The 21,158-nt window shown below is 70.7% G+C and carries 22 protein-coding genes; 16 read left to right on the plus strand and 6 right to left on the minus strand.

Annotated elements, in window-relative coordinates:
- Positions 1-536: 536 nt before the first annotated feature.
- Positions 537-1,025, plus strand: a complete 489-nt coding sequence (locus K8556_RS15665; protein WP_223740881.1) for a hypothetical protein — start codon at positions 537-539, stop codon at positions 1,023-1,025.
- A 10-nt stretch (positions 1,026-1,035) separates the two neighbouring features.
- Here K8556_RS15665 and K8556_RS15670 read toward each other — a convergent pair whose 3' ends face one another.
- Complete coding sequence (locus K8556_RS15670; RefSeq protein WP_158619177.1) at positions 1,036-1,371, minus strand: PilZ domain-containing protein; 336 nt, start codon at positions 1,369-1,371, stop codon at positions 1,036-1,038.
- A gap of 125 nt (positions 1,372-1,496) precedes the next feature.
- Between K8556_RS15670 and K8556_RS15675 the strand changes: the two genes are divergently transcribed.
- Positions 1,497-2,018, plus strand: a complete 522-nt coding sequence (locus K8556_RS15675; protein WP_223740882.1) for a GreA/GreB family elongation factor — start codon at positions 1,497-1,499, stop codon at positions 2,016-2,018.
- On the opposite strand, the gene K8556_RS15680 is transcribed toward K8556_RS15675, so the two are convergent.
- Positions 2,019-2,735, minus strand: a complete 717-nt coding sequence (locus K8556_RS15680) for a class I SAM-dependent methyltransferase (protein WP_223740883.1) — start codon at positions 2,733-2,735, stop codon at positions 2,019-2,021. It lies immediately after the preceding gene.
- Between the two features lie 125 nt (positions 2,736-2,860).
- Between K8556_RS15680 and K8556_RS15685 the strand changes: the two genes are divergently transcribed.
- From K8556_RS15685 to K8556_RS15700, 4 genes are all read left to right on the plus strand, one after another.
- On the plus strand, positions 2,861-3,349 hold the full coding sequence (locus K8556_RS15685; protein WP_223740884.1) for a hypothetical protein: 489 nt from the start codon (positions 2,861-2,863) through the stop codon (positions 3,347-3,349).
- Between the two features lie 149 nt (positions 3,350-3,498).
- Positions 3,499-4,224, plus strand: a complete 726-nt coding sequence (locus K8556_RS15690) for an SDR family oxidoreductase (protein WP_223740885.1) — start codon at positions 3,499-3,501, stop codon at positions 4,222-4,224.
- Positions 4,221-5,015, plus strand: coding sequence for a dihydroneopterin aldolase (locus tag K8556_RS15695; protein WP_370639932.1), 795 nt, complete (start codon positions 4,221-4,223; stop codon positions 5,013-5,015). Before K8556_RS15690 ends, K8556_RS15695 begins: the two co-directional genes overlap by 4 nt.
- A 75-nt stretch (positions 5,016-5,090) precedes the next feature.
- On the plus strand, positions 5,091-5,837 hold the full coding sequence (locus tag K8556_RS15700) for a queuosine precursor transporter (RefSeq protein ID WP_223740887.1): 747 nt from the start codon (positions 5,091-5,093) through the stop codon (positions 5,835-5,837).
- A gap of 46 nt (positions 5,838-5,883) precedes the next feature.
- Here K8556_RS15700 and K8556_RS15705 read toward each other — a convergent pair whose 3' ends face one another.
- Positions 5,884-8,493 carry a U32 family peptidase gene (locus tag K8556_RS15705; RefSeq protein ID WP_223740888.1) on the minus strand — a complete coding sequence of 870 codons (2,610 nt, stop codon included), beginning with the start codon at positions 8,491-8,493 and terminating at the stop codon, positions 5,884-5,886.
- A 131-nt stretch (positions 8,494-8,624) separates the two neighbouring features.
- Here K8556_RS15705 and grxC point away from each other — a divergent pair, with 131 nt between their 5' ends.
- The 4 genes from grxC to K8556_RS15725 all read left to right on the plus strand — a co-directional run bounded on the left by grxC (position 8,625) and on the right by K8556_RS15725 (position 14,743).
- On the plus strand, positions 8,625-8,903 hold the full coding sequence (gene grxC, locus K8556_RS15710) for a glutaredoxin 3 (RefSeq protein ID WP_223740889.1): 279 nt from the start codon (positions 8,625-8,627) through the stop codon (positions 8,901-8,903).
- 264 nt (positions 8,904-9,167) lie between these two features.
- Positions 9,168-10,820 (plus strand): nitrous oxide reductase family maturation protein NosD, encoded by a 1,653-nt coding sequence (locus K8556_RS15715; protein WP_223740890.1) that lies wholly within the window; start codon positions 9,168-9,170, stop codon positions 10,818-10,820.
- Between the two features lie 52 nt (positions 10,821-10,872).
- Complete coding sequence (locus K8556_RS15720; RefSeq protein WP_370639933.1) at positions 10,873-12,831, plus strand: PAS domain S-box protein; 1,959 nt, start codon at positions 10,873-10,875, stop codon at positions 12,829-12,831.
- Positions 12,821-14,743 (plus strand): GAF domain-containing sensor histidine kinase, encoded by a 1,923-nt coding sequence (locus K8556_RS15725; RefSeq protein ID WP_223740892.1) that lies wholly within the window; start codon positions 12,821-12,823, stop codon positions 14,741-14,743. The genes K8556_RS15720 and K8556_RS15725 overlap by 11 nt, the downstream gene beginning before the upstream one ends.
- A gap of 21 nt (positions 14,744-14,764) precedes the next feature.
- Here K8556_RS15725 and K8556_RS15730 read toward each other — a convergent pair whose 3' ends face one another.
- The gene (locus tag K8556_RS15730) at positions 14,765-15,625 is read right to left on the minus strand and encodes a general secretion pathway protein GspE (protein WP_223740893.1); all 861 of its coding nucleotides are present in this window, start codon (positions 15,623-15,625) and stop codon (positions 14,765-14,767) included.
- Positions 15,626-15,939: 314 nt separating this feature from the next.
- Here K8556_RS15730 and K8556_RS15735 point away from each other — a divergent pair, with 314 nt between their 5' ends.
- From K8556_RS15735 to K8556_RS15750, 4 genes are all read left to right on the plus strand, one after another.
- Positions 15,940-16,677: a MotA/TolQ/ExbB proton channel family protein gene (locus tag K8556_RS15735; RefSeq protein ID WP_223740894.1), complete on the plus strand. Its 738-nt coding sequence runs from the start codon at positions 15,940-15,942 to the stop codon at positions 16,675-16,677.
- 160 nt (positions 16,678-16,837) lie between these two features.
- The gene (locus tag K8556_RS15740; protein ID WP_223639154.1) at positions 16,838-17,326 is read left to right on the plus strand and encodes a biopolymer transporter ExbD; all 489 of its coding nucleotides are present in this window, start codon (positions 16,838-16,840) and stop codon (positions 17,324-17,326) included.
- Positions 17,327-17,344: 18 nt separating this feature from the next.
- Positions 17,345-17,923, plus strand: a complete 579-nt coding sequence (locus K8556_RS15745) for a biopolymer transporter ExbD (RefSeq protein ID WP_223740895.1) — start codon at positions 17,345-17,347, stop codon at positions 17,921-17,923.
- Positions 17,924-18,036: 113 nt separating this feature from the next.
- Positions 18,037-18,696 (plus strand): HAD family hydrolase, encoded by a 660-nt coding sequence (locus K8556_RS15750; RefSeq protein WP_223740896.1) that lies wholly within the window; start codon positions 18,037-18,039, stop codon positions 18,694-18,696.
- Positions 18,697-18,769: 73 nt separating this feature from the next.
- On the opposite strand, the gene K8556_RS15755 is transcribed toward K8556_RS15750, so the two are convergent.
- Entirely contained in the window at positions 18,770-19,903 is a 1,134-nt protein-coding gene (locus K8556_RS15755; RefSeq protein ID WP_223740897.1) for an acyl-CoA desaturase, read from the minus strand.
- 358 nt (positions 19,904-20,261) lie between these two features.
- Here K8556_RS15755 and K8556_RS15760 point away from each other — a divergent pair, with 358 nt between their 5' ends.
- Both K8556_RS15760 and K8556_RS15765 read left to right on the plus strand, forming a co-directional pair.
- Entirely contained in the window at positions 20,262-20,468 is a 207-nt protein-coding gene (locus K8556_RS15760) for a cold-shock protein (protein ID WP_014400218.1), read from the plus strand.
- 92 nt (positions 20,469-20,560) lie between these two features.
- Complete coding sequence (locus tag K8556_RS15765) at positions 20,561-20,752, plus strand: hypothetical protein (protein WP_014400217.1); 192 nt, start codon at positions 20,561-20,563, stop codon at positions 20,750-20,752.
- Positions 20,753-20,842: 90 nt separating this feature from the next.
- Here the strand turns inward: K8556_RS15765 and K8556_RS15770 are convergent, their stop codons facing one another.
- A complete protein-coding gene (locus K8556_RS15770; protein ID WP_143903121.1) occupies positions 20,843-21,064 on the minus strand; it encodes a hypothetical protein in 222 nt (73 codons plus the stop codon).
- Between the last annotated feature and the right edge of the window lie 94 nt (positions 21,065-21,158).

The following is a 21,158-nucleotide window of genomic DNA, read 5'->3' on the forward strand; positions in this document are numbered from 1 at the left end:
AGCGCCCGGCGGGGACGCCCCGCGTGGAAGCCGCCGAACGTGCCCGCCAGCAGGCCGTTGAACAACGGGATGAAGAACGTGGAGACGCTGATGAGCACCATCGTCAGCACGCTCACGTCGAACCGGTTGTGCTTCCAGACGATGCGGCTCTCCTCCACGCGCGTGTCGGGCGGGAAGGTCACGTAGTCGGCCCGCCCGTTCTCCAGCGGGTAGCGGTGATCCGGACGCGCGACGCGTCCGGGTTCCTCCACATGGGTCTCATCCATGGAGCATTGACCTCCGTGCGGGCGGGGGAAGGACGTGCCCGGACACCTTGGGAGATGGTGCTGGAAGCGTGCGGGTGGAAGGGCTGACGGCTCCACCGGTCCTCGGGGAGGAGGGCCCCTGCCGTGCCTGCCCGCCGGGAATTTCCGGGACCCGCCGTGGGGGCGGATGCCGCACCCGGGGGGCGTGACGCATCGGAGACTTGGCGTCCGGTGGCTGGCGGCTATGCTGCCGCGCCTCCGCCGTACCGCTTCCCAGCCTGGATGGATTCCATGAGCCTTCGCCGCAACCTGCTGACCATCGCCGTCCTCTCCTCCGCGCTGCTGTCCGGCTGCGCGCTGCGCCCGCGCTACAACGAAGTCATCCAGGCGAACGGCGCCACCGCGCTCCAGGCGGGCCAGCTCGTGGTGCTGCGCGTGACGGACGCCGCGACGGGCAAGCCGGTGAAGGGCGCCAAGGTGCTCGGCGGCGAGTACCGCAACCACATCAACGCCACCACCGACGAGAACGGCGAGTTCTCCCTCCAGCTCGACCCGGGCCTGGTGAAGGAGAACCCGCTGGTGGAGGTCGTGCTGCCCAAGGGCGTGCGCAGCTACAAGCTCCAGGTGGTGCCCTCCGGTCAGGCCCCCGCGCCCGAAGGCGAGCCCATCGCTCCCCCGGCCGGGTCCGCCGCGGAGCCGGCCGCTCCGTCCACCACGCCCGCGACCCCCGGCGCTCCCTCCGAGACCGCGGCCCCGGCGGCCTCCGAAACGGCGAAGTAGTTCCGGTTCGTCAGGTGAACCAGCGGATCAGGCGCCTGCCCTGCAAGCGCCTGAACGCCCCCAGCCTCCGCTGGAAGTCCTCGCCGATGGTGACGAAGCGCACGCCGCAGCGTCCCCGCGTGCGCTCCCCGGCGGAGCGGCGGGCCCACATCACCCGGGCCTGGAACGGGACCTCCTCGTCCCCCAGCAGCAACGCGCCTTCCAGGAGATCGCCCGCCTTCATCGGCTGGAGCATCTCCGCGCAGAAGCCGCTCTCCGACACATCCCGCGTGTAGAGCGGCAGCATGCCGCGCAGACGGACGGCCAGGCGATGCTCGAAGCGAGGCACGGCTCGGGGGAGGTGCATGCCCCGAATCCTGGCGGATTCCGTCTGAGTAGTAAAATTGCGCCAATGGAGAGCAGGCGGGCAGGCGGCCCGGTCGTGCAAGGCCCGGGAAACGTTGAGAAATCTCCTGGGAGGAGGGAGCGGCCATGTCGAAGGCATTCACCAAGGAAGACGGGGGCGGCGACGAGGGGCTCACCCCCGCGCGTCCCAGGTCGACGTCGGCGGAGCGGCGCTACATCACGCCGGAGGGCTACCGCGCGCTCCAGGAGGAGCTGCTGGAGCTGCAGGGCCCCGCGCCCCGGGACTGGCCGGAGCTGGAGGCGGGCGTGCGCAAGCGCGAACGGGAGCGCCGGGCGCGCGAGCTCACCGCCATCCTGGAGGACGTGCGGGTGGTGGCGCCGGAGCCCTCGCAGGCGGGCCGCGTCTTCTTCGGGGCGTGGGTGGTGCTGGAGGACGAGGACGGCGCGCGCATGCGCTATCGCATCGTCGGTCCGGATGAGGCGGACGTGAAGGCGGGGCGGCTGAGCGTGGAGTCCCCGCTGGCGCGCGCGCTCCTGGGCAAGGAGGCCGGCGAGGCCGTGCAGGTGGAGCGTCCGCGCGGCACGGTGGAGTACGAAATCCTCGCGGTGGAGTACGCGGAGTCCGAGGCCGCCGCGGCCGCGCCGTGATCAGCGCTTCGTGGCGATGACGGTGACGAGCCGGCCGAAGGGCTCCGGCATGTCGCCCTCGCGCACCTCCACGTCGAACCCCGCCGCCTCCAGCAGCGCGCGGGCGCGGGGCACGAGGAACGTCAGGTAGTACATGACGAACGGCGGCTTCCAGAGCGCGTTGCGCACGCGCATGGCGGCGTTGAAGCCCTTCGCCACCCAGTAGCCGGGGTTGAGCGCGGATGGCGGTTGCGCGGTGACGAAGATGAAGCGGCCGCCGGGCTTCAGCGCCCGCGCGATGCCCTCGACGAGGCGCGGCTCGTCCTGCTCCAGGATGTGCCCGAAGGCGCCGAAGCTGGTGACCACGTCGAACGCCGCGTCGAAGGGCAGCGCCAGCGCGTCGCCCCGGACGAAGTCGAGCGCCGCGCCGCCCGGCGCATCCCCGAGCCCGCGCCGCGCCTCCTCCAGCATGCCCTGGCTCAGGTCGAACCCGACGACGCGCTCGCGGCACAGCGGGCGCAGCACGCGCATCGCGGCGCCGGTGCCGCAGCACACGTCCAGCGCGCTGCCCACGCTGCCTTCGGGCCCCACGTGCGCGAGCGCGGCCTTGAGCACCGGATCCGGCGTGCGGAACGGCGTGTGCTCGAACTTGGGCGCGAGCAGGTCGTAGCCCTCCTCGACGGAGGTGAGGGCCTGCCGTGCGAGCTCGCGGAAGGTGGGGCCGTCGCGGTGGAACATGGGATGAGGTGTACCCACATCCCCCTGGCTCCGCCACCCGGGTGGAGAGGGACTCGACGGGATTTGAATGTTCCGGCGGGGGCCCCGTCAGTCAGGACAAGCAACTCGGACGGAGGATGGAAGACATGGCTTTCAAGCTCGGACTCGCGACCCTGGCCTTCGGTGCACTGCTGCTCGGTTCCTCCACGTCGTTCGCGGCGGACTGGCGCGGCCCGACCCGGGCGGACTCGCAGTGGGGCGGCCAGCAGCGTTACAGCGGCGACTGGGACTCCGCGCCCCGGGGCCAGGCGTTCCGCTACGACAATGACGACGCGAAGACGCGCCGCTTCATGGGCTGCCGCGGCCCGAACTGCAACCACGGCCCCATGCCGCGCCCGGTGGACTCGCGCGGCCGCTACGAGCTGCAGACGGTGGAGCGCTGGGTGCCGGCGCGCTACGAGCAGGTCTGGGTCCCCGAGCAGTGCGTGGCGCGGGGCCGCCACGGCCGCCACGTGCGCTGCACGCCGGGCTACTACGACCAGCAATATGTGCCGGGCGGCTACCAGGCGGTGACGGAGTGGGTCTGGGTGCCGTACGGCGGGCGCCGCTGGCAGACGGTGGTCTACTACCCGTAGCAAGCACGAGGAGACGAGCCGGGACGGACGACGCAAAGGGGACGACGCAGTGCCGCGGGGCGGTGCCTGGAGAGGGGTCTCCAGGTGTCGCCCCGCGGTGTTTCGTGCAGGTGCCTTTCGCGGGCGGGCCTGTTAGGGAGGGCCCGCATATGGGGACCGCATTCATCACGGGCGCGGGCGTGCGCATCGGCAGCGCGGTGGCGCGCGCGCTCGGCCGCGCCGGCTACGACCTGGCGCTTCACGCGAACCGCTCCCTGGAGCCGCTGGAGGCGCTGGCGCACGAGCTCCGGGCGCTGGGACGCGAGGTCACGCTGTACCGCGGCGACCTCTCCGACGCGCAGGCGGTGGACGCGCTGGGCGCGCAGGTCCAGAAGGCGCACCCCGCGCTGGACGTGGTCGTGCACAACGCGGGGCTCTATGAGCGGGTGGACTTCGCGGCCGTGACGCGCGAGCAGTACCGCCGCATGCTCGCCGTGAACGTGGACGCGCCGTTCTTCATCACGCAGGCGCTGTTGCCGTCGCTGCGCGCGGGGAAGGACCCGCTGGTGGTGCACCTCACCGACATCGGCGGGGAGCGGGCGGTGAGCCACTACTCGCACTACTCGGTGAGCAAGGCGGGGCTCGTGATGCTGACGCGCGCGCTGGCGGTGGAGCTGGCGCCGCACGTGCGCGTCAACGCCATCTCGCCGGGCGTGGTGGCCTTCCCGGAGGACTTCGACGAAGCCGCGCGCAAGGAGGTGCTCGACCGCGTGCCCATGGGCCGCGAGGGCAGCGTGGAGGACGTGGCGCGCACGGTGGTGTTCCTCGCGCGCGAGGCGCCGTACCTCACCGGGCAGGTCATTGCCGTGGATGGTGGAAGGAGCGCGCGACTGTGAGCCAGGAACCCGTGTGGATCCACCCCGTGGTCACTGACGCGCAGGGGCGTCCGCTGGACGTGATGGAGCTGCGCGGGCTCACGGTGGACGTCATCGTGGGCCTCTACAACCGCGAGCGCGTGACGCCGCAGCCCTTGCGGCTGGACGTGGCGCTCTTCCTGGATGCGAGGCAGGCGGCGGTGGGCGGCAGGCTGGCCAACACCGTGCACTACGGGCGGCTGGCCGGGGAGCTGCGCTTCCTCCTGGATGCGTGCCGCTTCGAGCTCTTGGAGTCCGCGGCGGAGGCGGTGTGCCGCTACCTCCTGGCGCCGCCCACGGACGCCGCGCCGCACGCGCCGCTGCACGCCGCCACGGTGCGGGTCACCAAGCCGGAGGCGCTGACAGGGTGGGCCATCCCGTCGCTCCAGGTGCACCGCACCGCGGCGGAGATGGTGTACCGGACGGACGCGAAGCCCTTCGGCCACGTGGACATCATCCACGAGGGAGCGACCTACGGCGTGTACCGGCTGCGGGTGGAGCCGGGCGGCGGCATCCCGCCGCGCGCGGACGGCCACACGGAAGGCATGGAGCTGGTGCTGGGCGCGGGGCTGGTGCTGCAAGGGCAGCCGTTGGGGCGGGGGATGGCGTTCAGCGGGCCGGAGGTGTTCGGGCACGGCTACGACAACCCGACGGCCACCGAGCAGACGGTGCTGGGCGTGTACCGGCCGCGCCTGGTGCTCTCCGGGGCGGGCGGCGCCGGGGAGACGACGGCGCCCGTGGGGCCGGGCAGGCAGTACTACCTGCCCGAGTAGGCCCCGGGCGTCCAAGCGACGGGGGCGGAGGGTATGCTAGCTGTAGCGGCGCCTCGCTCTTGAAGGACGCATCGGATGACCCTGGACCGGCGGATTCAGCTTTTCTTGGTGCTCGCGGGGCTGTTCATCACCTCGCTGGTGGTGGGCGACATCATCGGGGTGAAGCTGTTCGAGGTGCACCTGGGCCCGGTGGTGGCGGTGATGTCGGTGGGGATGTTGCCGTTCCCGGTGACGTTCCTGCTGACGGACATCCTCAACGAGTTCTACGGCAAGAAGGTCGCGCGGTTCGTGACGTGGGTGGGCTTCGTGATGGCCATCTTCACGTTCGTGATTGTCGCGCTGGCGGGCCTGATTCCGTGGGCGCCGATGACGGAGGCGAAGGACTACGGCGGGACGGTGGCGGCGTCGTTCAACAACGTCTTCGGCGGCTCGCAGCGCATCCTGGCGGCGTCGATGATGGCGTACCTGGTGGCGCAGTTCCTGGACATCTCGGTGTTCAACCTGCTCAAGCGGGTGACGAACAACCGGATGCTGTGGCTGCGGGCCACGGGCTCCACGGTGGTGTCGCAGTTCATCGACACGGTGGTGGTGCAGTTCGTCGCCTGGACGGGCGTGCTGCCCCGGGAGGTCATCTTCCGGATCATCTTCACCTCGTACGCGGTGAAGCTGCTGGTGGCCATCGGCCTGACGCCGCTCGTCTACCTGGGGCACGCGCTGGTGGAGCGCAAGCTGGGCATCGCCCCGGTGGTGCTGGGCGAGGACGGTGAGCCGGTGAACCTCGTGACGCCCAAGGCCGAGCCCTCATCGGCGGCAGCGGCCTGAACGCGGTAGGCAGGGCCCAGAACAGGAGCCCTGCCCGCACCGTGTCTCAGCGCGCGTTCGCGGCCGGGTGCTTGAGCACCTGCATCGTGCCGCGCGTGACGCCGAACTGCTCGTGCACCGCCGCGCGCTTCACCGCCTCCGCGGGTGACAGCCGGCCCGCGAGCAGCTCCTGGTACGCGCCCAGCACCCGCGCGGCCTCCTCGCGCGTCTCGCGCACGAACTCCACGCGGAAGCGCCGCACGCCGCGCTCCAGCAGCCGGGGCACCAGCGACGCCGCGCTCTGCGCCTGCGCGTTGAACACCGTGTTGCGGCACCCCACGTCCACGATGACCGGATGCTCCAGGCCCAGCCGGTCCTTCAGCGCGATGGCGCTCTTCTCACACGGCCGCCCGCAGGTCTTGTAGTCGCGCCCGTTGGACAGCGTGTGGGAATACACGCAGTGCTCCGTGTGGAACGTCGCGATGTGGTGGTGCAGCGCCACCGCGAACCGGTGCGCCGGCGCCTGCTCCAGCAGCGCGAAGAGCTGCTCCGAATCCAGGTCGTGCGACACCGTCAGCGTGTCCAGCCCCAGGCTCAACAGGTGCGCCGCCGTCAGCGAGTTCGTCACGTTCAGCGAGAAGTCCCCGTGCAGCACCGGCCGCGACGCCCCCGCCGGCTGCTCCAGGAAGTGCATCATCGCGCCCCAGTGGCGCACCAGCACCGCGTCCGGACGCAGCCGGTCCAGGCGCGTGTCGTAGCCCTCCTCGCCGGGCTTCTGCACGCGCACCGTGGCGATGGTGACGCGCAGCCCCGCCGCGCGCGCCCGCTCCACCGCCTTCTGGAGCCCCACCATCTCCATCCAGTCCAGTTCCACCTCGCGCAGCCCCGCGGCGATGACCGCCTCCAACTGCGCGTCGTCGCGGCACAACGGCAGCAGCCGGGGCGCCTCCTCCGCCGGCCGCGTCGCCACCTTCGAAAGCAACGCCTGACGCACGCCGGCCTCCACCGCCTCCGTGCTCACCGTCCGCGCGGGCCCCCGCTCCACGTCCGCCGTCAGCTCCGCCACCAACTGCCGCCGCAGCGCCTTCAGCTCCGACACCGGCAGGTGCAGCCCCGGCGCCAGGCCGGACGCGTCCAGCTCCGCCAGGTGGAACGACGTGCCGCCCAGCGCGGCCAGCTTGTCCTTGAGCAGCGCCGCGTCCACGCCCGCGCCCCGCGACGGCGCGAGCACCGTCGTGCCCACCGCCTCACGCGTGAAGCGCGCGGTGCTCATCCGCACGCGCAGCGGCGTGCCCTCCGCGCCGGACACCACCAGGGACAGCGGGATGCGGCCCTCGGGCTCACCCTGCGCGAGCAGCTCCCCCGTGCGCCGCGCGAGCGCAGGGTCGCTGTTCAGCCACACGCGCTGCCCCGGCGCCACGCGGCCCAGGTCCGGACCCGGGTGGCCGAAGCCCAGCACCCACGCGTCGCCCTCGCGCTCCACGCGGAAGATGGGGCCGCCCGGCTCGTGCTTGTCCTCCGGCGCGCCCGCGTCGAACACCACGCCCATGCCCGGACGCGGATCCACGTCCGCGGGGTCGGGCTCGCCCGTGAGCGGCGCGGACACGTTTCCCGCCGGAGCCTCGGGCCGCTCGTGGCCCAGCCCCAGCGCGCCCGTCCACGGCCGGTCGTCCGGCACCACGAGCACGTCCTTGCCGGACACCGCCCGCACCCGGCCCAGGTACAGCCCGCGGTGCTTCGGGAAGCGCCCCTCCACCAGCGTCTGATGGTCGGAGCCCGCCAGGAACCCGTGGGAGAAGCCCCGGCTGTACGACAGCGACATCTCCGCCAGGTCCTTCGCCAGCCGCGCGCCGTCGGGCTTGCCCGCCATCACGCCATCCAGCCAGCGGCGGTAGCCCTGCACCGTGCTGGAGACGTACGCCGGCCCCTTGAGCCGGCCTTCAATCTTCAGGCTGTGCACGCCGATGTCCGCCAGCTCCGGCACCGCGCGCACGCCCGCCAGGTCCTTGGGGCTGAGCAGGTACTTCACCTCGCCCAGGTCGCGCGTCTCGCCGTCCACCACCAGGTCGTACGGCAGCCGGCAGGACTGCGCGCACTGGCCCCGGTTCGCGGACCGGCCGCCCCACGCCTCGCTCGTGAGGCACTGGCCGCTCCACGACATGCAGAGCGCGCCGTGGATGAAGACCTCCAGCTCGATGTCCGTCTGCGACGCCAGCCGGCGGATCTCCGCCACCGACAGCTCACGCGGCACCACCATGCGCGTGAAGCCCAGGCCCGTGGCGAACCGCGCCCCCTCCGCGCTGGACAGCGTCATCTGCGTGGACGCGTGCAGCTCCAACTGGGGGCAGAGGGCCCGCGCGAGCAGCGCCACCGCCGGGTCCTGCACGATGAGCGCGTCCACGCCCGCCTTCGCCACGCCGCGCAAGAGGTGCTCCACCACCGGCAGCTCCGGCTCGAACACCAGCGTGTTCAGCGTCACGTAGGCGCGCGCGCCCGCCCGGTGGATGAGCCCCACCGTCTCCGGCAACCGCTCGAGCGAGAAGTTCTCCGCGCGGGCTCGCGCGTTGAAGCCTTCATCGAGCCCGAAGTAGACGGCGTCCGCGCCACTGGCCAGGGCGGCACGCAACGACTCCAGGTCACCAGCGGGGGCGAGGATTTCGGGGCGTCGGGGAGACATGACGCCTACCTAGCACGCCCGGCTTCAGGGGCATCGGCGGCCGGAGACGGGACCGGGCAGGGGAGCGGGCGGCCTCGCGCCGGGTGGCGGACCGGGGACGGCGTTCCCACCCTTCGACGCAGGAGGTCGTGATGCCCGAGGTCGTCGTCTACATGAAGCGCACGTGTCCCTATTCGCGGCAGGCCATGGAGCTGCTCAACGAGAAGGGCTGCGAGTTCCAGAAGGTGGATGTCGCCGCGGATGAAGCGCGGCACGAGGAGATGCTGCGGCGCTGCGGCCGGCGGACGGTGCCGCAGATCTTCATCGCGGGCCGCCACATCGGCGGTTGCGATGACCTCTATGACCTGGAGGCGCGAGGGCAGTTGGACGCACTCCTCGGCAGGGAGGCCCGGGACTCCACCGCCCCCTGAACCCGTCATCCGCCGCAGCACCCGGGCCGTGTCCCCCATGGGGACACGGCCCGCGTGTTTCTGCGCGCGCGGCCCACCCTCCGGCACATCCGCGGTCCCCTGGCGCCAGGCCCAACCGCGCGGATTCACAGTCCTGCCCGGCTGCCCGGCAACCAGGCGATGGCGGAGTCCACGGCTGACGGGGAATGCACGGCACGCGTGTTCCCGTTGCCCGCCGACCCCGCGAGCGCACCCCCGCGCCGTGAACCCTCACGAGGAGTCCACATGCGCTTCCGCCAGACCCTGACGACCATCGTCTGCGCCACCGGGATGCTCGCTGCCACCGTCGGCTGTACCGGCAAGGTCGAACCCGCGCCCGCGACAGCCACGCCTCCAGGCACGTCCGGTCCACCCATCGTCACTCCGCCCGGGCGGCCCCAGACACCGGCCGACGCGGGCACGCCCCCTGAGGAGGATGCAGGCACCACCCCCGCGGATCCCGTGGACCCACCGCCCCCGGAGGAGCCCCAGGAGCCCGAGCCGCCGCCGCCCGCCGAGCCCCAGTACACGCGCGTGCTCTGGGTGTCCCCCAGCGGCAACGACTCCGCGGCGGGCACGGAAGCGCTGCCCCTGCGCACGGTGGCGCGCGCCGTGTCCCTGGTGAAGCCCGGCGAGGCGGTGTTCCTCCAGTCCGGCACGTGGCGCGAGCACGTGGCGCTGAAGGAGCGGCAGGGCACGGCGGACCAGCCGCTGACGTTGAGGGCCGCGCCGGGCGCCACGGCCATCCTCAAGGGCGGCGCCATTGGCCAGACGGCGCTGGTGGACGTGAGCGGCGCGCACTGGAACATCCAGGGGCTCACGGTGGACGTGGGCGGCGAGTCCACCTTCGCGGTGATGTGGCGCGGCGCGGGCGCGCACCACGGCGTGCTCCGGGACAGCATCGTGAAGAACGGCACGGAGGGCGCGGGCGTCTACGTGACGGAGAAGGCGCACGACGTCCTCATCGAGAACAACGACATCTCCCACTTCGACCAGGGCGACGTGGACAGCCACGGCGTCGCGGTGCAGACCTCCGCCAGCAACGTCACCGTGCGCGGCAATGACATCCACCACAACTCCGGCGACGGCGTGCAGTGCCTGGGGCCGGAGGGCGGCGCCACCACCCCGGGCACCCCGTTCGACAACCTGCTCGTGGAGAACAACCAGCTCCACGACAACCGGGAGAACGGCGCGGACATCAAGACGTGCACCCACGTCACCCTGCGCGGCAACACCGTCTACAACCACCGCGCCGTGTCCACCTCCGCGGGCGAGGGCATCCTCATCCACATGTCCCCCTCCGACGTCACGCTGGAGGACAACGTCTTCTACGCCAACGCGCGCGCCATCCAGATTGGCGGCAACCGCGAGGGCGCGCCCCCCACGCGCGTCATCCTGCGCCGCAACCTCATCCACGACGGGCTGGGGGAAGCGGACGGCGAGGAGGGCACCGGCATCCGCGTGGACGCGTCCGTGGACGTGAAGGTGCAGCACAACACGGTGTGGAACCTGAGCGGCGCGTGCCTCGTCTTCGGCACGGGCTCCAACGGCGCGAGCCAGGGCCTGGACGTGCGCAACAACCTCTTCGCCGGCTGTGGCATCGCCGCTCGCGGCGGCGCGGGCCGGAGCGGCGCGGTGGTGGACGGCAACCTGTACTTCCGCGGCGGCGGCGCGGCGGTGTTCAACCTGGAGGGCGCCACGCTGGGCCTGGCGGACTGGCGCACGAGGGCCGGCCTGGACAAGCGCTCGCAGGAGCGCGCGCCCGGCTTCGTGGACACGGGCGCGGATGACTACCAACTGTCCGCGCAGTCCCCCGCGCGCGAGGCGGGCCTGTCCCTGGGCCTGCCCTTCTGCGGGGCGGCGCCGGACCAGGGGGCCTTCGAGTCAGGCTGCCCCTGACCCCGGGGGTTGTGTAGACTCCGGGGCCCCTCGCTCCGGAGTCCAGCGCCCCGTGTCGGCCCCGTCGGAACCCGCCTTCGGCATCGTCCTGGTCCCCCCAGGGTCGGTGGCAAGAGAACCCCTGAACGCAGCCGCCGAGCGCGCGGGCCTGCGCGTGGTGGACGACCCGGACGACGCCGCCCTGGCGCTGGTGGACCTCACCGCCCCCGGCTGCGGCCCCGCGGTGGTGGAGCTGCTCACGTCCCTCAACGGGCCGCACCTCACGCTGCTCGCGGTGGTGTCCCCGGAGCCGCGAGGCTTCGCCGCCGTGGACACGCTGCGCCCCGCGGACATCGTCACCCACCAGGGGCTGCCGCACGAGCTCACCTGGCGCCTCCAGCGCGCCGCGGAGCGCCACCGCGAGCGTGAGGAGCAGGCCCGCAGCCAGACGGACCTGGCGCTGCTGCTGGAGCTCACCGCCGACTACGCGGAGAGCTCCGACGTGGAGGCGCTCCTGCACGGCGTGACGCGGCGTCTGGCGGAGCAGTTGGACATCGCGCGCGCCACGCTGGTGATGGTGGGCGGCGGCGTGGACGAGGGCGTCATCGTCGCCGCCAGCGACGACCCGGGCATGAAGGACCTGCGCATCGACCTGGCGCGCTATCCCGAAATCCGTGAGGTCGTGCGCACCGGCAAGCCCGTGGTGATGCAGGAGGCCGCCACGCACCCGCTCCTGGGCGACCTGGAGCGCCGGGCCGTGGCCGCGCGAGGCATCCACGCCATCGCCGCGTTGCCCCTGCCCATCCGGGGCCAGGTGCGCGGCGTGCTGCTCCTGCGCGCGGCCGGACGCAGGCGGGCCTTCAGCACGCGGGAAATCGACTTCCTCACCACGGTGGCCCACGCCACGGCGGTGGCGCTGCGGAGCGCGTCGGTGCTCCAGTCCGTGCAGACGGCGCGGCTGGCGGCGGAGGAGAAGGCCGCGTCCTTCAAGCCCTACCAGCTCTTCTTCGCCCACGTGAGCGAGGGCGTGGCCATCCTCGACGACGAGGCCGCCGTGCTGTCGCTCAACCCCGCGGGCGCGCAGATGCTGGACACCACCGCGGGCGAGGCCCGCGGCAAGCACCTGAATCAAATCACCCAGCCGGTGGACGACGGCGTGCTGATGGAGCTGGTGACGTCCGCGTCGCGCGGCGAGGCGCGCATGGGCGTGGACGTGGTGGTGCGCACGCCCGCCGGCCGCTGCCTCACGCTGTCCATGTCCGCCGCGCCGCTGCGCGACGAGGACGCGGCCACCATCCTCTCCTTCCGCGACGTCACCCACGCGCGCAAGCTGGAGGACGAGCTGCGCAACACGAAGGACTTCCTGGAGCGGCTCATCGACTCGTCGGTGGACGCCATCATCGCGGCCGACCTGAAGGGGCGCATCATCCTCTTCAACAAGGGCGCGGAGGCCATGTGCGGCTACACCGCGCAGGAGGCCCAGGAGAAGCTCAACGCGCTCCAACTCTACCCGCCCGGCGTCGCCCAGCGCATCATGGCCCAGCTTCGCGGCCCCGAGATGGGCGGCAAGGGCCGGCTGTCCCTCACGCGCCAGGAGCTGATGCACCGCTCCGGCGAGCGCGTGCCGGTGAACATGACGGCCTCCATCGTCTACGAGGGCGGCCGCGAGTCCTTCACCGTGGGCATCTTCACGGACCTGCGCGACCGGGTGCAGTTGGAGCGCAAGCTGTCCGACGTGGAGACGCGGCTGGAGGAGAGCGAGAAGAACGCCGTCATCGTCGCGCTCGCCGGCACCGCGGCCCACGAGCTCAACCAGCCCCTCACCTCCGTGATGGGCTACGCGGAGCTGCTCAAGCGCAAGCTCAAGGAGGAGGACTTCGCCTGGAGGCCGGTGGACATCATCTACCGCGAGGCGGAGCGCATGGCGGAGATCGTCCGGAAGATCGGGAAGATCACCCGCTACGAGACGAAGTCGTACGTGGGGGCGCAGCAGATCCTCGACCTCGACAAGGCCAGCTCCCATGAAGAGTGAGGTCCGCGCCGTGCGCCCGTCCGGAAATCTGGCCCCCGACGCCTTCCAGGCCTTCTTCGACGCGCTGGACGAACCCGCCGCCGTCTGCGACGTGGCCCTGCGCATCGCGGCCGTGAACCCGGCCATGCGCCGCTTTTGCGCCACGCACGACATCAGCGTGGACGTGGTGGCGCAGGCCCTGGCGGACGCCGTGGCCCCGGAGGACGGGCAGTCCCACGAGGTCGACCTCGTGCTCCAGAGCGGCACCTCGCTGGTGCTCACCCTGTCGCGCCGCTCGGACACCGTGGCGGTGCGCGCCCGCGTGGACACGGAGGTCATCAGCGGCCGGCTGGTGGTGGCGGAGCGGGCACTCCTGGAGCAGGCGCGCACGGAGGGCGTGCTCCTGGACCTGGGCCGCAGCGTGGCGGAGGCCGGCGGCGAGGAGGAGCTGGTGGCCGCGGTGGCGCGCGGCGTGAAGGAGCTCTTCCCCGGCCGCGCCTTCTGCATCCGCATCGTGGACGCGCGCACCGGCGGCCTCACGTCGCTCTACGCGGAAGGGCGCCTCAAGGAGGGCGCGCACGAACCGCTGGTCCTCTTCCAGCGCTCCGTGGAGAAGACCAACCTCACGCAGACGGCGCTGCCCCAGGGGCGGGTGACCATCTCCGAGGAAGTGCCGCTGCTCTTCCACGGCAGCACCCGCGCGGTGAGCGCCCCCCTGGTCGCGAGCGGCCAGCTCTTCGGCGCCATCAACATGGAGTACCCGGAGGGGCTGGACGCGGACCCCGCGCACGACGAGCGCGTGCTGCTCCAACTGGCCAGCCAGGTCGCCGTGGCGGTGAAGAACGCGAAGCTCATCGACGAGCTGACGTTCGTGCGCAAGTACCTGGAGGAGCTGCTGGAGAAGGCCAACGCCCTCATCCTGGTGGTGAACCGGGACAAGCAGGTGGTGGTCTTCAACCAGGCCCTGAGCGCGCTCACCGGCCTCACCAAGGAGCAGGTGCTGGGGCGGGATTTGTCCTCGCTGGTGGCGGACAGCGAGCAGCTCCGGCTGGTGCCCGTGCTGGCGGCGGCCATGCGCGGCGAGTCCGTGAACAACTTCGAAACGCGCCTGCTCACCCGCGACGGCGGCGAGGTGCGCGTGTCCTTCGCCACCTCCTCCATGCTCACCCAGCCCGGGGAGGTGGAGGGCGTCATCGCCATTGGCCAGGACGTCACGGTGGTGAAGGAGCTGGAGAAGCGCATCATCCACGCGGAGAAGCTGGCCTCCATCGGGCAGCTCGCGGCCAGCGTGGTGCATGAAATCAACAACCCCATGACCGCGGTGGCCACCTACGCGGACGCGCTGCTCCAGCGCTCGCGGTTGACGCCGGGCGCGAACCCCGCGGACCAGGAGAAGCTGAAGAAGATTCTGGAGAGCAGCCACCGCATCCTGCGCTTCACCCGCGACCTGGTCAGCTACGCGCGCCCCGCGCAGGACCGGCCGGAGCGCGTGGCGCTCAACGCCGTCGTGGACATGGCCGTGGGCTTCTGCGAGCACGTCGTGTCCCAGGCCCGCGTCAGCGTGCAGCGCGACTACGCGAGCGACGTGCCGCCCCTGGCCGCCGTGCGCGCCAACCTGGTGCAGGTGTTCGTCAACCTCATCACCAACGCGTGCCACGCCATGCAGCCCGGCGGGCAGGTGTCCCTGTCCACGTCCCAGGAGGGCATGGAGGCGGTGGTGCGCGTGAGCGACACCGGCACCGGCATCGACCCGCGCAACCTGTCGCGCATCTTCGAGCCCTTCTTCACCACCAAGCCGGAGGGGCGCGGCACCGGCCTGGGCCTGTCCATCTGCCAGGGCATCGTGGAGAACCACGGCGGGCGCCTCACCGTGGAGAGCACGCTGGGGCAGGGCACCACCTTCACGGTGCGGCTGCCCCTCGCCGCGGACTGAGCGCGAGCGGTGGGGGGCGCCTCAGCCCTCGCCGCCGTCGTCGTCCAGCTCGCGCCGGAACTCCTCGTTCGTGAGCAGCCCCTTGCGCGCCATGATGCGCATCAGCGCCCAGAACCGGCGCTCCAGCTCCTCCAGCCGGTCCGGCTCCTCGCGCGCCGCCTGGCCGAAGAGGTAGTCCAGGTCATCCAGCACCCCGCCCCCGCCGGACGAGGGCGCCCGCGCCTTGGGCTTGTCCCCCGCGCCGCCGCGCTTGCGCTTCGCCTGCTCCTCGCGCTCGCGGATGAGGTCCGCCAGCGACGTGCGCTGCGTCTTCTCCGACGCGGGCAGCTCCTCGCCGACGATGACCTCCTCGTCGTCCTCCACCACGGCCGGACGCACGGGCACCGGCGCCGCCCTCGCGGGAGGCCGCGCCGGAGCGGGGCGGGGGCCCGAGGCCACGGGGACCTTGTGGTAGTAGCGCAGGATGGCGCCGCGCACCGCGGACAGCGCCGTCACCCGGCCGCTGACCTTCAGCCCGCTGGTGAACTCAATCTCTTCGATGGCGGTGATGTTCAGCGGATCCGCCATCGCCACCACCAACTGGCGCTTGCCGCCCACGTTCTCCAGCGCGTACGGGAACAGGTCGTGCTGTTCGCAGAAGCGCGCCCGCAGCAGGTGCACCGCCGCCCAGTCCGGGGTGATCGCCGCCAGGTCCACCTGCGGCATCCCCAGCGCCTCGCTGAGCGCCTGCGCCAGCGTGGCCTCCGTGATGGCGCCCTGCCCGATGAGCGTCACCCCCAGCCGCTGCCGCGTCTGTCGCTGCGCCGCGAGCCCCGCCTCCAACTGCTCCGGGGTGATCGCGCCACGTTCCACCAGCAGCTCACCAATCCGCTTCCTGGCCATGGTTTTCCCGCCTAACACGTCATTCCAAGCTGCCCAAATCGCTGGCATGGCTGTTGCGCAAGCCACGGAAAAGGGCCCGTCCTGTGCCCTGTGGAGCGACTTGGCAAGCCGCGCGCCAACGCAAAATTCCTGTGAGATTTCAGTAACTAACGCTGAGGGTGCCTGCCTTGACACGCCTGGGAGCGGTTCCTAGACTCGGCGCCACCGTGATCCAAAATTCCTGCCGCTGACCTGGGTGGATGTCCACCCGGCCGGCAGCAGTGCGGAGTGGTTCGCAAGCGCGTGCCGCGCCGTCCATCTGGAGGCTTTCCGTGATGAACCTGGGGTTCGTAGCCAATCTGTCCGTTCTCGCCAACGCCGGCGGAAGCAATGAGACCTTCCTGCAGGAGCTGGGGCGCCGCTGGGAGTCCGGTCAGGCCGGTATGTACCCCATCGCGGTCTGTCTGGTGATCGCGCTCTCCATCATCATCGAGCGCAGCATCGTCCTGTTCGGCAAGGCCTCCATCAACAAGGAAGGCTTCCTGCGCGGGCTGAAGAAGCACATCTACGCGGGCGACCTGGACAAGGCCATCAACTACGTGGCCGGCCAGAAGAGCACGCCGCTGACCAACGTCGTCAAGGCCGGCCTGATGAGCGTGCCCAAGGGCCAGGAAGAGGTCCAGGCGGCGCTCGACGAGGCCAGCCTGCGTGAGACGCCGAAGCTGGAGGCGCGCACGGGCTACCTGGCGATGCTCGGCAACGCGGCGATGCTCGCGGGCCTCCTGGGCACGGTGAACGGTCTCATCACCTGCTTCGAGGCGGTGGCGAACGTGAACCCGGCCGACAAGGCGACCATTCTGGCGAACGGCATCTCCGAAGCCATGAACTGCACGGGCTTCGGTCTGCTCACGGCCATCCCGGCGCTGGTGGCCTTCTCCGTGCTGATGGGCCGCACCCAGAGCATCATCAACGACATCAACGAGACCAGCGTCTCCGTGCTGAACCTCATCGTGGCCAACCGCGACAAGTTCAAGAACCTGAACATCCCGGCCTCCGCCCACGCCGAGGAGTAGTCCTCCTCGCGGTCGCGCGGTGGTCGTGGAACCTGAAGTCCTGGCGCGCTGTCTGGATGCCCCGAGGCATGGAGAGCACCCGCAGGCGCGCCATCCTTCGCAGTCTTCTTGAAACGTCGTTCGTGCGCGAAGAGCGCGGTAGGGTTGGGAGGTAGTCGCCATGGCCGGCGGAATGGACCTGGGCACCGGTGGAAAGGGTGGCAAGAAGCCGCTCGACACCGCCATCAACATGGTGCCCTTCATCGACCTGATGGCGGTGACCATCAGCTTCCTCATCATGACGGCGGTCTGGACCCAGATCGGCCGTCTCCAGGTGTCCCAGGCCGGCGGGGCCTCCACGGACGAGCAGCAGGAGGAGGAGAAGACCAAGACGGTCCAGCTCACCCTCCTGGTGTCGCCCACGGAGATGCGCCTCACCGCCGACCAGAGCGCCTTCGACCCCATTCCCCTCACCCGGGATGACAAGGGCCGGCCGGACCTGACCAAGCTGATTGCGCGCTTCAAGGAGTTGAAGGCGCAGCTTCCGGACCAGTCCGCCATCACCCTTCAGACCGAGGACGCGGTCCGCTACGAGGACCTGGTCCGCATCATCGACGAGTGCATCGGCTCCGGGTTGCCCCAGGTGTCGGTCTCCGCGGCGATGGGCTAACAGGAGAGCACCCAAGCCATGGGCATCAAGGTTCCCGGTAAGCGGTACGGCAAGCGGCTGGAGCACTCCAAGGTCTTCGGCCACGGCGGTCACGGCAAGAAGAACGGCAACGCGGACCTGCTCATCACCCCGCTCGTCGACATGTTCGTCATCATCGTGCTCTTCCTCATCGCGAACTTCTCCGCGACGGGCGAGGTGCTGATGATGACCAAGGACATCGTCCTTCCCGAAGCGGTCAACGTGAAGGAAGTGGAGATGCACCCGGTGGTGATGGTGTCCAACGACCAGGTCAGCGTGTCGGGCACCATCGTGGGCCGGGTGGAGGACCTCACCAAGGACGAGTACCTCAACATCCCCGCGCTGGAAGAGAAGCTGCGGGACATGAAGAAGCAGTTCGAGGACCTGCACTCCATGGCCGGCGGTGGCGAGACCTTCAAGGGCGACGTGAACATCCAGGCCAACAAGGACGTGCAGTTCAAGATCATCAAGCGGGTGATGTTCAGTTGCGCCACGGCCGGCTACAGCAACATCAACTTCGCCGTCATCCAGGCCAGCGGCGGCGCCGGCGGTGAGAAGACCGCCGCCGCCACGCCGTAGCCCAACCGCTTCGCGGCGGCTCCCGGCCGGTTCCGGGGGCCGCGCTTGACAAAAGACGCCCTGACCCCGCGTGGGTCGGGGCGTTCGCGTTTCTGCTAGAGAAGCGCCCCATCATGCTCCTGCGCGCCGTGCTCTTCGACCTGGATGGGACGCTGGTGGACTCGCTGGGGGACATCGCCGCGGCGATGAACCACGCGCTCACGCAACACGGCCTGCCGCCGCACCCGGAGGCCGCCTACCTGCGCTTCGTGGGGGAGGGCGTGGCGAAGCTCGCGGAGCGGGCCACGGGCGGGGCCGCCCCCGCGCTCCAGGGGCAGGTGCTGGCCACCTACCACGCCTATTACGACACCCACCTGTTCGACCGGACGTATGCCTACCCGGGCGTGGAGGACGCGCTCGCGCGGCTGGCGGCGGACGGCGTGCGGCTGGGCGTGCTCAGCAACAAGTCCGACGACTTCGTGAAGCGGCTGGCGGCGCGGCTGCTGCCGGCGGTGCGCTTCACGGCCGTGTACGGCGAGCGGCCCGGCATCCCGCGCAAGCCGGACCCCACCGCGGCGCTGGCCCTGGCGGAGGAGCTGGGCGTGGCGCCGGGCGCGTGCGGCTTCGTGGGGGACACCTCCGTGGACATGGACACGGCGAAGGCCGCGGGCATGTACGGCGTGGGCGTCACCTGGGGCTTCCGCACGGCGGAGGAGCTGCACGCGCACGGGGCTCGCGCGGTGGTGTCGTCCGCCGGGGAGCTGCTGGCGGCGCTGCGGAGCGCGGGCGCCTGAAAAGCAGCAGGGGCCGCCTCCCTCGGATGAGGAGGACGGCCCCTGGGGCTTGCCGCGCGGCTGTCCGGGTGGATCAGGCGGCCACGGCGAGCTTCGGCTTGGCGCCTTCCTCGACGGCGTCCACCGCGGGCGGGCGGCCCAGCCGCTTGAGCATCCGGTAGTGCGAGGCCACGCCGCTGCGGAAGGTCTCCGCCTCCAGGTAGGGCAGGCCGTGCTCCTGGGCGGTGGCCTTCACGATTTCACTCAGGGCCGGGTAGTGGATGCTGCACACCTTGGGGAACAGGTGGTGCTCCACCTGGAAGTTGAGGCCGCCCACGTACCAGCTCAGCAGGCGGTTCTTGCGGGCGAAGTTCGCGGTGGTGCGCAACTGGTGCACCATCCAGGCGTCCTCCACCTTGCCGTCGGTGTCCGGCACGGGGAACTCCGCGTCCTCCACCACGTGCGCCAACTGGAAGACGATGCCCAGGATGAAGCCCGCCGTCAGGTGCATGGCCAACTGCCCCAGCACGAACTGCCACCAGGTCACGTCCAGCACCAGCCACGGAATCACCAGCGTCCAGCCGTAGTACACGGCCTTCATCGCCACCAGGCGGGCCCACTCCGCCGGCGCGTGCTTCTTGCCCTTGTAGGGGCCCAGGTCCTTCTGGAAGAAGTACTTGTAGTCCTTGGCGAACACCCAGAAGACGGTGGTGAACGAGTAGGCCGCGAAGGCGTACAGGTGCTGGAAGCGGTGGTACCCCTTCCACTCGCTGTACGGCGACAGCCGCAACTGCGGGCTCACCGTCAGGTCCTCGTCCATGCCCTGGATGTTGGTGTACGTGTGGTGCAGGACGTTGTGGGTGATGCGCCACATGTAGCTGTTCGCGCCAATCAGGTCGAACGCGAAGCCCACCACCGTGTTCACCCGCGCGTCGTCGCTGAAGGAGCCGTGCACGCCGTCATGGCCGATGCAGAAGCCGATGCCCGCGATGGCCACGCCCATCAGCACCGACAGCCCCAGCATGCCCCAGGCGTTGAAGAGGCCGCTGAGCAGCAGTCCGTAGACGCCCGCCGTGAAGCCCAGGATGGCCAGGGCCTTCACGTACATGGCCTTGTTGGCCCGCTGCGAAAGGTTCCGGGTCTCGAAGTACTCGGAGACACGCTGCTTCAGGTCCTCCGCGAAGGAGGCATCGCGCTGGCCAAAGGTCACACGGGTCGGGTTCGTCACTGGGAGGGGCGCCTCACGGGAGGGGGACGGCGGGGTGGAGCGGGTCCGGCGGACTCCACGATAGGACACGTCCAGGCGGAAGTGTTCAGGGGTGGAAACTATTCCGGAACACCGCCGGCCCCAAAACCTGTCACCCCCTGGCTGCCTGGAGCGTCAGCCAGCGGGAAATGCCCGGCCCCGAGAAGGCGTTTCACCCTGAGATCGAGGTTGTTACCTTCGTCGGCGTGAGGGAGACCGGGAGTGGTTCCCGGCTCGACTTCATGCCTGTTCAGGGTTAAGGCGCGGTCTTCGCCCCAAAGTCACGGGGCGGGCAGCCCGGCGCTCTCGCCAGGTTGTCTGTGGGACAAGGAAGCAGATCATGGCAAGTGGTACGGTGAAGTGGTTCAATGATGCGAAGGGCTTTGGTTTCATCACGCAGGACAGCGGTGGTCCGGACGTGTTCTGCCACCACACCGCCATCCAGTCGGACGGTTTCCGCACCCTGGCCGAGGGCCAGAAGGTGGAGTTCGACGTGAAGAAGGGCCCCAAGGGCCTGCAGGCGGAGAACGTCCGCCCGGTCGGCTGAGCCCACCGGCTCGGTTGCTCTTCACGCATCCACGAGGTCCGGCCTTGACGGGGCCGGGCCTCTTTTTCGGTCAATGTTTCCCAGGAGGTTCCATGCAGGGAAGGTCCACAAAGCGGCAGAAGGAGATGGCGCGCGCGCAGAAGCAGCGCGAGAAGGACGCCAAGAAGGCCGAGCGCAAGACCGAGAAGGACAACCGTCCGACTCGCGGGCCGGGCGAAGAGGATCCCGATATCGCCGGCATCATCCCGGGCCCGCAACCGCTGCCCGACGCGTTCAACACCTGAGCTTCATGAAGCGACACCGCCCCGGCCCATGAGGGCACCGGGGCGGCGGTGGGCGAGGGGCCAGCGGGCCCCTTTTTCATGTCCGCGTGACTAGCCCATGCCGTATCTCAGCCGCTCCTTGTCCTCGGCGCGGTTGTAGGCGGTGGCCGCGGCGATGACGTGGCACACCCAGCCGAGGATGCCGCCCGTGCCCAGCCAGAAGCCGGGCGTGATGATGAGCCAGAAGACCCCGCGCAGGATGTCACCGTTGTAGATCTGCCCCACGCCGGGGATGAAGAACGACAGCAGCGCAGCAAGTCCGGGACGCGACATGGATTTCGTTCCTCCTTGCCCCTTCCTACGGTCCCCCAGTGTGGTCATTGCATCGCCTGCCGCACACCGCCTGCCTGCCGGGCGGGCCTGCCGG

The sequence above is a fragment of the Corallococcus sp. AS-1-12 genome, assembly GCF_020036995.1.
Taxonomy (GTDB): domain Bacteria; phylum Myxococcota; class Myxococcia; order Myxococcales; family Myxococcaceae; genus Corallococcus.

Excerpts from the sequence above, each read along its gene's own strand:
- K8556_RS15665 (WP_223740881.1), top strand. The coding sequence starts at position 537 with ATGAGCCTTCGCCGCAACCTGCTGACCATCGCCGTCCTCTCCTCCGCG.
- K8556_RS15670 (WP_158619177.1), bottom strand. The coding sequence starts at position 1,371 with ATGCACCTCCCCCGAGCCGTGCCTCGCTTCGAGCATCGCCTGGCCGTC.
- K8556_RS15675 (WP_223740882.1), top strand. The coding sequence starts at position 1,497 with ATGTCGAAGGCATTCACCAAGGAAGACGGGGGCGGCGACGAGGGGCTC.
- K8556_RS15680 (WP_223740883.1), bottom strand. The coding sequence starts at position 2,735 with ATGTTCCACCGCGACGGCCCCACCTTCCGCGAGCTCGCACGGCAGGCC.
- K8556_RS15685 (WP_223740884.1), top strand. The coding sequence starts at position 2,861 with ATGGCTTTCAAGCTCGGACTCGCGACCCTGGCCTTCGGTGCACTGCTG.
- K8556_RS15690 (WP_223740885.1), top strand. The coding sequence starts at position 3,499 with ATGGGGACCGCATTCATCACGGGCGCGGGCGTGCGCATCGGCAGCGCG.
- K8556_RS15700 (WP_223740887.1), top strand. The coding sequence starts at position 5,091 with ATGACCCTGGACCGGCGGATTCAGCTTTTCTTGGTGCTCGCGGGGCTG.
- K8556_RS15705 (WP_223740888.1), bottom strand. The coding sequence starts at position 8,493 with ATGTCTCCCCGACGCCCCGAAATCCTCGCCCCCGCTGGTGACCTGGAG.
- grxC (WP_223740889.1), top strand. The coding sequence starts at position 8,625 with ATGCCCGAGGTCGTCGTCTACATGAAGCGCACGTGTCCCTATTCGCGG.
- K8556_RS15715 (WP_223740890.1), top strand. The coding sequence starts at position 9,168 with ATGCGCTTCCGCCAGACCCTGACGACCATCGTCTGCGCCACCGGGATG.
- K8556_RS15725 (WP_223740892.1), top strand. The coding sequence starts at position 12,821 with ATGAAGAGTGAGGTCCGCGCCGTGCGCCCGTCCGGAAATCTGGCCCCC.
- K8556_RS15730 (WP_223740893.1), bottom strand. The coding sequence starts at position 15,625 with ATGGCCAGGAAGCGGATTGGTGAGCTGCTGGTGGAACGTGGCGCGATC.
- K8556_RS15735 (WP_223740894.1), top strand. The coding sequence starts at position 15,940 with ATGAACCTGGGGTTCGTAGCCAATCTGTCCGTTCTCGCCAACGCCGGC.
- K8556_RS15740 (WP_223639154.1), top strand. The coding sequence starts at position 16,838 with ATGGCCGGCGGAATGGACCTGGGCACCGGTGGAAAGGGTGGCAAGAAG.
- K8556_RS15745 (WP_223740895.1), top strand. The coding sequence starts at position 17,345 with ATGGGCATCAAGGTTCCCGGTAAGCGGTACGGCAAGCGGCTGGAGCAC.
- K8556_RS15750 (WP_223740896.1), top strand. The coding sequence starts at position 18,037 with ATGCTCCTGCGCGCCGTGCTCTTCGACCTGGATGGGACGCTGGTGGAC.
- K8556_RS15760 (WP_014400218.1), top strand. The coding sequence starts at position 20,262 with ATGGCAAGTGGTACGGTGAAGTGGTTCAATGATGCGAAGGGCTTTGGT.
- K8556_RS15765 (WP_014400217.1), top strand. The coding sequence starts at position 20,561 with ATGCAGGGAAGGTCCACAAAGCGGCAGAAGGAGATGGCGCGCGCGCAG.
- K8556_RS15770 (WP_143903121.1), bottom strand. The coding sequence starts at position 21,064 with ATGTCGCGTCCCGGACTTGCTGCGCTGCTGTCGTTCTTCATCCCCGGC.